11 protein-coding genes are annotated in these 11819 nt (G+C 51.1%); 10 read left to right on the top strand and 1 reads right to left on the bottom strand.

The annotated features are described in order from the left end of the window. The first annotated feature begins 10 nt into the window (after nucleotides 1-10). From miaB to pgeF, 10 genes are all read left to right on the top strand, one after another. Nucleotides 11-1558: a tRNA (N6-isopentenyl adenosine(37)-C2)-methylthiotransferase MiaB gene (miaB, locus tag HW447_RS01310; RefSeq protein ID WP_176253507.1), complete on the top strand. Its 1548-nt coding sequence runs from the start codon at nucleotides 11-13 to the stop codon at nucleotides 1556-1558. Between the two features lie 43 nt (nucleotides 1559-1601). Next, nucleotides 1602-4241: a DNA mismatch repair protein MutS gene (mutS, locus tag HW447_RS01305; protein WP_176253737.1), complete on the top strand. Its 2640-nt coding sequence runs from the start codon at nucleotides 1602-1604 to the stop codon at nucleotides 4239-4241. A 6-nt stretch (nucleotides 4242-4247) separates the two neighbouring features. After that, on the top strand, nucleotides 4248-5186 hold the full coding sequence (gene trmD, locus HW447_RS01300; RefSeq protein WP_176253506.1) for a tRNA (guanosine(37)-N1)-methyltransferase TrmD: 939 nt from the start codon (nucleotides 4248-4250) through the stop codon (nucleotides 5184-5186). Nucleotides 5187-5247: 61 nt separating this feature from the next. Beyond that, nucleotides 5248-6519, top strand: a complete 1272-nt coding sequence (locus tag HW447_RS01295) for an HlyC/CorC family transporter (protein ID WP_176253505.1) — start codon at nucleotides 5248-5250, stop codon at nucleotides 6517-6519. Nucleotides 6520-6645: 126 nt separating this feature from the next. Next, complete coding sequence (gene rplS / locus HW447_RS01290; protein WP_176253504.1) at nucleotides 6646-6993, top strand: 50S ribosomal protein L19; 348 nt, start codon at nucleotides 6646-6648, stop codon at nucleotides 6991-6993. Nucleotides 6994-7082: 89 nt separating this feature from the next. Continuing rightward, on the top strand, nucleotides 7083-7643 hold the full coding sequence (gene lepB / locus HW447_RS01285) for a signal peptidase I (RefSeq protein ID WP_176253503.1): 561 nt from the start codon (nucleotides 7083-7085) through the stop codon (nucleotides 7641-7643). Nucleotides 7644-7647: 4 nt separating this feature from the next. After that, nucleotides 7648-8565: a ribosome biogenesis GTPase YlqF gene (gene ylqF, locus HW447_RS01280; protein WP_176253502.1), complete on the top strand. Its 918-nt coding sequence runs from the start codon at nucleotides 7648-7650 to the stop codon at nucleotides 8563-8565. Further along, entirely contained in the window at nucleotides 8562-9215 is a 654-nt protein-coding gene (locus tag HW447_RS01275; protein WP_176253736.1) for a ribonuclease HII, read from the top strand. Before ylqF ends, HW447_RS01275 begins: the two co-directional genes overlap by 4 nt. Before the next feature lie 12 nt (nucleotides 9216-9227). Next, nucleotides 9228-9569 (top strand): YraN family protein, encoded by a 342-nt coding sequence (locus tag HW447_RS01270; RefSeq protein WP_176253501.1) that lies wholly within the window; start codon nucleotides 9228-9230, stop codon nucleotides 9567-9569. 57 nt (nucleotides 9570-9626) lie between these two features. Next, nucleotides 9627-10481, top strand: a complete 855-nt coding sequence (gene pgeF / locus HW447_RS01265; protein WP_176253500.1) for a peptidoglycan editing factor PgeF — start codon at nucleotides 9627-9629, stop codon at nucleotides 10479-10481. Between the two features lie 96 nt (nucleotides 10482-10577). Here pgeF and HW447_RS01260 read toward each other — a convergent pair whose 3' ends face one another. Further along, nucleotides 10578-11762, bottom strand: a complete 1185-nt coding sequence (locus tag HW447_RS01260) for a ribose-phosphate pyrophosphokinase (RefSeq protein WP_176253499.1) — start codon at nucleotides 11760-11762, stop codon at nucleotides 10578-10580. Between the last annotated feature and the right edge of the window lie 57 nt (nucleotides 11763-11819).

Genomic DNA, 11819 nt, shown 5'->3' with positions numbered 1-11819 from the left:
AAGAGAGTTAATGAAACACATGAATGAGAAAGAGATCGGATTAGTGCCGCAGAATGAACCGGACAGACAGTATTATTTTATAGAGCGGGCCAGCAGGCTGTTAAAAGAGCGGTTTGAGAAGATGGTTGCATCAGGAGAGGCAGAGACCATTTACGGGAAAGAACAGCTTGAACACTTACTTGATAAGAAACGGTACGGAACCTTCCATATAACCACCTTCGGCTGCCAGATGAACGCAAGAGACTCGGAGAAGCTCTTAGGCATCTTAGAGGCTGTCGGCTATGAGTCCGTGGATACGGAGGAGGCAGACTTTGTTCTCTACAACACCTGTACAGTCCGGGAAAATGCCAACTTAAGAGTATACGGCCGTCTGGGCCAGTTAGGAGCCAGAAAGAAAAAGTATCCCCACATGATGATCGCTCTGTGCGGCTGCATGATGCAGGAAAAGGAGGTGGTGGAGAAGATCAAAAAGAGCTACCGCTACGTAGATCTGATCTTCGGCACCCATAATATTTTCAAGCTGGCGGAGCTGGTAAGCGCCTGCCTGGAGGCGAGGGAAGAGGAAACTGAAAGGGAAGAAGCGGGCCTTCACGCCAGACACCGGATGGTGGTGGATGTGTGGAAGGATACGGATATGATTGTAGAGGATCTTCCCGTGGAGCGGAAATATCCCTTTAAGTCTGGAGTCAACATCATGTTCGGCTGCAATAATTTCTGCAGCTACTGCATCGTGCCTTATGTAAGAGGCAGAGAGCGCAGCAGAAAGCCGGAGGAAATAATAAAAGAAATCAAAAGGCTGGTGGCAGACGGCGTGGTGGAGGTTATGCTCTTAGGACAAAATGTAAATTCCTACGGCAAGAACCTGGAGACGCCCATGACCTTTGCACAGCTTTTACAGGAGGTGGAAATGATCGATGGTCTGGAGCGGATTCGCTTTATGACATCCCATCCCAAGGATCTCTCAGATGAGCTGATCCAGGTAATGGCCCAGTCAAAGAAGATCTGCCGTCATCTCCACCTGCCCCTGCAGTCAGGAAGCTCCCGGATCCTAAAAGTCATGAACCGCCATTATACAAAGGAGCAGTTCTTAGCGCTGGCAAAGAAGATAAAGACGTCTATTCCGGATATCTCTCTGACAACGGATATTATTGTAGGTTTTCCCGGAGAGACTAATGAGGATTTCGAGGAGACTCTGGATGTAGTGAGAAAGGTTCGCTTTGACAGCGCCTTTACCTTCATCTACTCCAAGCGTACCGGCACACCGGCGGCTTCGATGGAAGGCCAGGTGCCGGAGGAGGTGGTTAAGGCCCGTTTTGACCGGCTGTTAAAAGAGGTTCAGGAGATTTCCGCAGAAGTCTGCGGCCGGGATGTGCATACGGTACAGCAGGTGCTGGTGGAGGAGGTCAACGACCATTCCCCCGAACTTGTGACCGGACGTATGTCTAATAACACAGTGGTTCATTTTCCGGGCGATGCCTCTATGATCGGCACGCTTAAAGACGTATATCTGGAAGAGAGCCGGGGCTTTTACTATATGGGCCGGATCTATCAGGACTAAGGGAGGAATCACCGTGGAGATCGATTATTCACAGCTGTCTCCCATGATGCGGCATTACATGGAGACAAAAAAGGAATACCCGGACTGTATTCTCTTTTACCGTCTGGGAGACTTTTATGAAATGTTCTTTGACGACGCCCTGGCTGCTTCAAAAGCGCTGGAAATCACTCTGACGGGAAAGGAGTGCGGCCTTAAGGAGCGGGCACCCATGTGCGGCGTTCCCTACCATGCCGTCGACTCCTATTTAAACCGCCTGGTGCAGAAGGGCTACAAGGTAGCCATTGCCGAGCAGATGGAGGATCCGAAGCTGGCAAAGGGCCTTGTGAAGCGCGAGGTGATCCGGGTGGTAACTCCCGGCACCATTACCAGCGCCCAGGCTCTGGATGAGACGAAAAATAATTATCTGATGGGCGTTGTGTATTTAGACGGCCGCTACGGCATTTCCACTGCGGACATCAGTACGGGAGAATTCCTGGTGACAGAGGTAGAATCAGACAGGGAGCTGTTTGATGAAATCAATAAGTTTTCTCCTTCGGAGATTATCTGCAACAACGCCTTTTATATGTCAGGGGTGGACCTGGAGGATCTGAAGAACCGCTATAATATGGCCATCTCTGCCCTGGACAGCCATTTCTTCGGAGACGAGTCCTGCAGGAAGATACTGAAGGAGCACTTTAAGGTAGGCTCTCTAAGCGGTCTGGGACTGGAGGACTACGGCACCGGCATCATTGCCGCAGGAGCGGTGATGGAATATATGTATGAGACTCAAAAGAGCACACTGGAGCACATTACGGCCATCACCCCCTATTCCACGGGTCAGTACATGGTGATCGACACCTCCACCAGACGGAATCTGGAGCTGGTGGAAACCATGCGTGAAAAGCAGAAGAGAGGCACGCTCTTATGGGTTCTTGACAAGACGAAAACCGCCATGGGAGCCAGACTTCTGCGCAGTTTTATTGAGCAGCCCCTGATCCACCGGTCAGAGATCCTCCGCCGTCAGGATGCGGTGGAGGAACTGAACATGAATTATATTTCCAGGGAAGAACTGGGAGAGTATCTGAACCCGGTGTACGATCTGGAGCGTCTCATCGGCCGGATCAGCTACAAGACGGCCAGCCCCAGGGATCTGATTGCCTTTAAGACCTCCCTGGAAATGCTGCCCCATATCAAGAAACTGTTAAAGGAATTTTGCTCCGACCTTTTAAGGGAATTGGAGGACGGGCTGGATCCGCTGGAAGATCTGTGGGATCTGATCGACCGCTCTATCGTAGAGGATCCGCCTATTACCGTCCGCGAAGGCGGCATCATCAAAGAAGGCTATCATGAGGAGGCAGACCGGCTGCGCAGCGCCAAGACAGAGGGAAAGACCTGGCTGGCCCAGCTGGAGGCAAATGAGAAGGAAAAAACGGGGATCAAGACCCTGAAGGTCAAGTATAATAAGGTATTCGGTTATTATTTTGAGGTCACCAATTCCTTTAAGGATATGGTGCCGGCGTACTTTGTCCGTAAGCAGACCCTTACAAACGCCGAGCGGTTTACCACAGATGAGTTAAAGCAGCTGGAGGATGTGATCCTGGGGGCTGAGGAGAAACTGGTAGCCCTGGAATACGACCTGTTCTGCGGTGTGAGAGACGCCATCGCCGCGCAGGTGGTACGGATCCAGCAGACGGCCAGAGCCATTGCGGGAACGGATGTGTTCTGTTCTCTTTCCTCTGTAGCCACCCGCCGCAACTATGTAAAGCCATCCATCAACGAAAAGGGTGTGATCCACATCAAAAACGGCCGCCATCCGGTGGTGGAACAGATGATGCGGGACGATCTGTTTGTGGCAAATGACACCTTCCTGGACAATGGAAAGAACCGCCTTTCCGTGATAACCGGCCCTAATATGGCGGGAAAATCCACCTATATGCGCCAGGTGGCGCTGATTGTCCTTATGGCTCAGCTGGGAAGCTTTGTGCCGGCTCAGGAGGCGGAGATCGGCATCTGCGACCGGATCTTTACCCGTGTGGGAGCTTCTGATGATCTGGCCAGCGGCCAGAGTACCTTTATGGTGGAGATGACCGAGGTAGCAAATATCCTGCGTAATGCTACCAGAAACAGCCTTCTGGTGCTGGATGAGATCGGCCGGGGAACCAGTACCTTTGACGGGCTTTCCATCGCCTGGGCAGTGATCGAACATATCAGCAGTACAAAGCTATTAGGGGCCAAGACGCTGTTTGCCACGCATTATCATGAACTGACGGAGCTGGAAGGCACCATAGCAGGGGTGAAAAATTACTGCATAGCGGTGAAGGAGCAGGGAGACGATATCGTGTTCCTGCGAAAGATTGTCCGGGGCGGCGCTGATAAAAGCTACGGTATTCAGGTAGCCAAACTGGCCGGAGTGCCGGACTCCGTGATCAGCCGGGCCAGGGAGATCGCCGGCGATCTGAGTGAACATGATATCACCTCCAGAGCCAGAGAGATTGCCCAGGCCAACGCCAATACAGCCCAGCATAAGGCGGTGCCAAAGCCCGATGAAGTGGATCTGCAGCAGCTTACCTTCTTTGACACAGTAAAGGATGATGATATTATAAAGGAGCTGGATGGTCTGGAACTTTCCACAATGACGCCCATTGACGCCATGAATACCCTGTACCGGCTTCAGACAAAGCTGAAAAACCGATGGAAGGAGTAAATATACATGAATTTTCATATACTCACCCTGTTTCCTGATATGGTCATGGACGGTTTGGGAACCAGTATCACCGGCCGGGCGATGGAAAGCGGAGCAATCGGGGTAGAGGCAGTGGATATCCGTGCCTATTCAAAAGATAAGCACCGCCATGTAGACGACGCCCCTTACGGCGGCGGAGCCGGTATGGTGATGCAGCCGGGGCCGGTATGCGACGCCTATGAGGATCTGTGCCGCCGTCTGGGAAAACGCCCCAGAGTGATCTATATGACGCCTCAGGGCAGGGTTTTTGATCAGAAGATCGCAGGTGAACTGGCCGGGGAAGAGGATCTTGCGTTCCTCTGCGGCCACTATGAGGGCATTGATGAGCGCGCCCTGGAGGCTATAGGGGCAGAGTATCTGTCCCTGGGCGATTTTGTCCTTACCGGCGGCGAACTGCCTGCCATGGTGATGATCGACTGTATTTCCCGCCTGGTTCCGGGGGTTTTGGGAAATGGGGATTCCGCAGAGGTAGAGTCCTTTTACGACAACCTTTTAGAATATCCCCAGTACACCCGGCCGGAGATCTATGAGGGCCGGGCGGTGCCGGAGGTGCTTCTTACCGGCCATCACAGAAACATTGAAGCCTGGAGGCGGGAGCAGTCCATCCGCAGAACCCTTGAGCGCAGACCGGATCTGCTGGCTGAGGCAAACCTGACTCTTAAGGAGCAGAAATTTTTAGAACAGCTGCGCGAAAAGGAAGATCAGGAAGGGGACTTAAAGGAGATAGAGGAGCTGATCGGAAAATGTGTGGATTCTGAGGCCGGAGAAACTGCCGGAAAACAGATCCGCAGGCATATGGCTCTTGTAAAGAAGCTTCTGAATGAAAAGCAGTGCACGGCACAGGAACTGAAGGGATATTTTAAAGTATTGTCCCTTCAGAGCGGCAGCCCTCAAATAAAATCATAACGATTTAGGATGGGACATCTTCTCAGTTCCATAAAACTAAAGAAATAGGAGTGAATGAATTTTGGATCTATCAGGTGATACGGTCGGTATACGTTTGGTGTTAGTAGTGGTCTGTCTGGGGCTTTCGGCGTTTTTCTCATCATCGGAAACCGCCCTTACAACGGTGAATCTGATTCGTATGCGAAATCTTGCAGACAATGGCAATAAGGCAGCTTGCTGGGTACTGAAGGCCAGAAAGGATCAGAGCAAGATGCTGGGCGCCATCCTGATCGGCAACAATGTGGTCAACCTTTCCGCGTCTGCCATCCTTACAGTGCTTGTGACGGATGTGATGGGAAGCGAGGCAGTGGGAGCGGCAACCGGCATACTGACGCTTCTTGTACTGCTTTTTGGCGAGGTTACGCCAAAGACAGTAGCCACGCTGGATGCAGAGAAGAATGCCCTGCGCTTCGCCCATCTGATCTGCGTGCTTATGACTATACTGACACCGGTAATCTATATTGTAAATCTGCTGTCCGGGGGAGTTTTGCGCATCCTTGGCGTGGATCCTGACAAACCGGCGGACAGCTTCACAGAAGATGAACTGAGGACGATTGTAGAGGTGGGGCATGAAAAGGGAGTAATCGAGTCTGAGGAAAAAGAGATGATCAATAATGTGTTTGATCTGGGCGATTCTGTTGCCCGCGATATCATGGTTCCCAGGATCGACATGGCCCTTGTGGATGTAGAGGCGTCCTATGAGGAACTGATGGATATTTTCAGAAAGGACCATTACACCCGGCTTCCCGTTTATGAGGATAATACAGACAATATCATCGGCATTATCAATATGAAGGATCTGATTCTTTTGGAGGACAGGACGCATTTTTCCATCCGGGATTATCTGCGTCAGCCCCTTTTTACCTTTGAATCCAAGAAACTTTCCGAGCTGATGATCGAGATGCGCAAGACCTCCAACAATATCGTCATTGTTTCCAATGAGTACGGAGCCACCGCAGGCCTCATTACTCTGGAGGACATTCTGGAGGAGATCGTGGGGGATATACGGGATGAATTTGATGAGGACGAGGAGGACGAGTTAAAGGAACTGTCTGATGGCGAATATATGGCTGACGGCTCCATGAATCTGGATGATTTCAATGACCGTCTGGGGCTGGATCTTCAGTCAGAGGATTTTGATTCGGTGGGAGGTTTTATGATCGACCGTCTGGAGCATCTGCCCAAGGAGGGAGAAGAGGTGAACACGGACAAAGTCCGTCTGGTGGTGGAGAAGGTCAATAAAAACAGGATCAGCAAAGTCCATATTTATGTCAAAAAACCACTTGCAAATTAAGAGGGAGTATGGTACACTGATACCGTTGTGACAAAGAATAGATGGTCCTCTGTTACTGAATTGCGGTGAATCCGTTTTACCTCATAGAGTATTAAGAACATCCAATAGACGAAGGAGGTTCACACCATGAACGAAATTATCAAGAATATCGAAGCAGCACAGTTAAAGGAAAGCGTACCAAGCTTCAACGTAGGTGATACCGTAAAGGTATACAACAAGATCAAAGAGGGAAACCGCGAGAGAATCCAGATCTTTGAGGGCGTTGTGATCAAGAGACAGAACGGCGGAGCAAGAGAAACCTTCACTGTAAGAAAGAATTCCAACGGCATCGGCGTTGAGAAGACATGGCCTTTACATTCCCCAAGCGTTGACAACATCGAAGTAGTACGCAAGGGTAAGGTAAGAAGAGCAAAACTGAACTACTTAAGAGACAGAGTAGGCAAGGCTGCCAAGGTAAAAGAATTAGTTAAATAAGTAAGAAGCGCGAAAAGGGGACAATGAAAATTGTCCCCATTTTGATAGCCGGGAAATGCATAAACCGGTCTGAAGGATTGAGGACAGAGTTGGATTTTTATATCAATGAGGAAACTGCCTGGCTGCGAAAAAGTGTCAGCTGGATCGTAAATGTTGTGGTAGTCCTGGCCTGTGCCTGGTTTTTGGTCTATGGCTTTGGAGAGCAGGTAAAGGTGTCGGGAAATTCCATGCAGCCTGTTTTAGACGGGGGCGATGTGGTGCTTACAGACCGGCTTTCCTATGTGATAGGGAAACCCCAGCGCTTTGACATCGTAGTCTTTGAACGGGAGGATGGAAAGAAGAATGTAAAGAGGGTTATCGGCCTTCCCGGTGAGACGGTACAGATCAAAAACGGAATCGTTTTGATTGACGGAGAGCCGCTTAAGGCGCCCGCACAGCTGGAACAGGTCTCGCTGGCAGGAAGGGCCGAATCGCCTGTCCAGTTATCAGACGGGGAGTACTTTCTTCTGGGAGATAACCGGGACAGCAGCGAGGACAGCCGTTTTGCCAATGTGGGGAATGTGACCCTGGAGCAGATTTCGGGAAAGGTGTGGCTGCGTTTCCTGCCTCTTTTAAAGATTGGATTTATTTCCGGAAAAGAAAGGAGTTAGAGCGATGAACATACAGTGGTATCCGGGCCATATGACAAAGGCCAGACGGGCGATGAAAGAGGATATGAAGCTTATTGACCTGGTGATCGAGCTGGTGGACGCCAGAGTGCCGTTTTCCAGCCGCAATCCCGATATCGATGAGCTGGCGGCTGGAAAGGCCAGGATGGTTCTGCTTAATAAGGCGGATCTGTCAGATGAGGGAAAAAATGCCGCCTGGGCTTCCCTCTTTGAATCAAGAGGCATCCATGTGGCAAAGATCGACGCCAGAAACAAGGGCAGCCTAAAGCAGGTTCAGGCCGTGATTCAGGAGGCGTGTAAGGAAAAGATCGAGAGAGACCGCCGCAGAGGTATCTTAAACCGTCCCATCCGAACCATGGTAGTGGGAATCCCAAATGTAGGAAAGTCCACTTTTATCAATTCCTTTGCAGGAAAGGCCTGTGCCAAGACGGGAAACAAACCGGGCGTTACCAAGGGAAACCAGTGGATCCGTTTAAACAAAACATTGGAACTTCTGGATACGCCGGGTATCCTCTGGCCCCGGTTTGAGGATCAGACAGTGGGTCTTCATCTGGCTCTGATCGGCTCCATCAATGACCAGATCCTGAATAGGGACGAACTGGCCTGGGAACTGATCCGGCTTTTGGAGGAGGTCTATCCCGGCGTGCTGAAGGAACGATATGGTCTGACGGAAGAGGAGTCTGACGAAGAAAAGGGGCCCTGGGTTTCTCTTTCCAAAGAAGAACAGAACCTTTGTGCCAGTTATATGCTGGAGCAGATCGCCCGGAAACGTTCCTGTCTGATCAGGGGCGGCGAACTGGATTTGGCCAGGGCCGCGGCTCTTTTATTAGATGATTTTCGCTCCGGCAAGCTGGGGCGGCTGAGCCTGGAGCAGGCGCAGGATTATAAGGACAGGGTGAAATAATGGCGCGTGAATTAAAGGGAGAACGTCTGGAGAAGGAGCTTGCCAGACTGGAGGCAATGAGAGCCTACGAGAGAGAATATGGGGATTTTTCCCTGATCTGCGGCATCGATGAGGCAGGAAGAGGGCCCTTGGCAGGGCCGGTGACGGCTGGAGCGGTAATTCTGCCCAAAGACTGCCAGATTCTGTATCTGAACGATTCCAAGAAACTTTCAGAAAAACGCAGAGAGGAGCTGTTTGCAGAAATCAAGGAAAAGGCTGTGGCCTGGTGCGTGAAAACGGCTTCTCCTGCCCGGATCGACGAGATCAATATTCTCCAGGCTACCTATGAAGCTATGCGTGAGGCGATTGCAGGCCTGGGAGTGGTTCCGCAGCTGCTTTTAAACGATGCGGTGAATATCCCACAGGTGGAAATTTTGCAGGTGCCTATCATAAAAGGCGATGCCAAAAGCGTGTCTATTGCGGCAGCCAGTATCCTTGCAAAGGTGACAAGGGATCACATGATGGCAGAATATGACGCCATTTATCCGGGCTACGGCTTTGGGAAGCATAAGGGCTACGGTACAGCGGCTCATATCCAGGCGTTAAAGGAGCTTGGGCCCTGTCCCATCCACAGAAGGACGTTTATAAAGAACTTTAGTACAGAAACATAGCAGGGGAAATGGATGAATAAAAGAGAAACAGGCAGCCGTTACGAGGAAGCAGCGGCTGCCTTTCTGCAAAAACAGGGCCTGACGCTGCTGGAAAAAAATTTCCGCAGCCGCTTCGGGGAGATTGATCTGATCTTAAAAGACGGGGCGTATCTGGTATTTACAGAGGTAAAATACAGGGCTGACGGCAGTCTGGGTTACCCCCTTGAAGCTGTGGATCTGCGAAAACAGAAGCGGATCCGCGATACAGCCCGGTATTTTATGTATATTCGTAAGATACCGGAGGATACACCCTGCCGCTTTGATGTGGTGGGGTTCACTGGGGGAAACCTTCAGTGGATTTTGGATGCTTTTTAGGAACGCGCCGGATGCTGTGCGGGCTGTGGAAGAGACCGGGAAAGGAGAATGTGAGGCATGATTCCATGGAATTATAAAAACAGGGAAGCAATACTGGATACAGAGGAAGTCGGAGGAGTTCCCTACCTGTCCTTCCGGGCGCTGAAGAAAACAGGGCTGGTGGCGGATGGGTTTTCTACACGACTGGGCGGCGTCAGCAAAGGGGACTGTGCTGCGATGAATTTCTCCTACACAAGAGGGGATGATCCGTCTGATGTGCTGGAAAACTTTACCAGGATGGCCGCTGCACTGGGAGTGGAGCGGGATCGGATGGTGGTTTCCTGGCAGACCCATACGGTTCATGTCCGGCAGATGACAGAGGACGATGCCGGAAAGGGAGTGATCCGGCCCAGAGAGTACCGGGATATCGATGGTATGATCACAGATGTGCCGGGGCTGACGCTTGTGACCTTTTACGCAGACTGTGTGCCCTTATACGTTGTGGATCCGGTTCACCGGGCTATCGGCCTGAGCCATGCAGGCTGGCGCGGCACGGTAAAGGGAATGGCCCGTGAAACGCTGAAGGCTATGAAAGAAGCCTTCGGAACACGGCCGGAGGATTTGACTGTCTGTATCGGCCCCAGCATCTGTAAGGATTGTTTTGAGGTGGGGGAAGAAGTGGTGGAGGAGTTTAAAAATGCCTTTGCGCCCAAATGGCATGATGCGCTGTTTGAAACGGGGAGGGCTCCGGGCAAATATCAGCTGGATCTCTGGAAGGCCAACGAGATCCTGTTTTCAGAGGAAGGGCTTAAAAGAGAGCAGATCCACACTACCAATATCTGTACCATGTGCAATCACGAATTTCTCTTCTCTCACCGGAAGGTGGGAGCAAAGAGAGGAACTCTGGCAGCGTTTCTGTGTCTGAGAGAATAAAAAAGTCCCGTCCGGGCAGATATTTGCGCCTGGGACGGGATTTTTGCATATACGTTCAATTTCGCTCTAACGTATTTCTCAAAGGCAATATGTGGTTTAGAGGGTCTGCTGTCTCTTCTTTACCAGTTTCTGGATCTTCTCGGTAGGAGACAGGGTAGCGCCGATGGAGCGGTCATGGTTCAGAGAGTTGATGATGGCAGCGGTGTACTTACTCATATCTGCCTCCAGATACCACTTGCGCTCTAAAAGCTCCTTGGGACGGTAATTTAAGTTGGTGGTGATTACATAATCCAGATAGCCCTTCTCAAAATACTCGTCGAATTTTTCAAGACCGTTGGTAAAGAGGCCGAAGGTACAGCATACGATCGCCTTGGCGGCTTTTCTCTCCTTTAATTCCTTGCAGGTATCCAGCATACTTTCGCCGGAGGAGATCATGTCGTCAATGATCAGAACGGTCTTGCCCTCTACGGAGGAGCCTAAAAACTCATGGGCTACGATGGGGTTGCGCCCGTTTACTACCTTGGAGTAGTCCCGGCGCTTATAGAACATACCCATATCCACACCCAGGTTATTTGCCAGGTAAACGGCGCGGTTCATAGCGCCTTCGTCCGGGCTGATAACCATTAAGTGCTCCTTGTCGATCTTTGTGTCTGTATCGTGGGAGAAGAGGGTCTTTACAAACTGGTAGGTAGGCAGGAAGTTGTCAAAACCGTACAGAGGGATGGCGTTCTGCACTCTGGGATCGTGGGCATCAAAGGTAATGATGTTTTCCACGCCCATGGCTACCAGTTCTTCCAGAGCCATGGCGCAGTCCAGGGACTCGCGCTTGGTGCGCTTGTGCTGGCGGCTCTCATAGAGGAAGGGCATGATCACATTGATCCGGTGGGCGGTGGAGGAGCAGGCGCCGATAATGCGCTTCAGATCCTGATAGTGGTCGTCCGGGGACATATGATTGGTGTAGCCGCATACGCTGTAAGGAATGCTGTAGTTCATCACGTCCACCATTACGAAAATATCGGTTCCGCGGACGGATTCATTGATCACAGCCTTTGCTTCGCCTGTGCCGAATCTGGGGCACTGGCAGTCTAACAGGTAGGAATCCACGTCATAACCGCGATAGCGCAGGTCTGCCTTGCGCCGTGTCAGCTCCTCGATGTCATTGCGGCGGAACTGCACGATATGGTCGTTGACCTTAGAGGCAAAATCCCGGCAGCTTTCCAGTGCGGCCAGTTTCAGAGGCGCAACAGGGAGAGAATCATTAAATACGAAATTGTTAGCCATGAAAGCTTTACTCCTTTGTTGATTGTAGTGACGATTTTTCCCTACAGGACGCTTAAA

Origin of the sequence: Enterocloster alcoholdehydrogenati (genome assembly GCF_013282095.1) — a bacterium.
In the GTDB taxonomy this organism is placed as follows: Bacteria; Bacillota; Clostridia; order Lachnospirales; family Lachnospiraceae; genus Enterocloster; species Enterocloster alcoholdehydrogenati.
The sequence above is the reverse complement of the archived record's forward strand: the minus strand, read 5'-3'. Positions and strand labels throughout refer to the sequence as shown.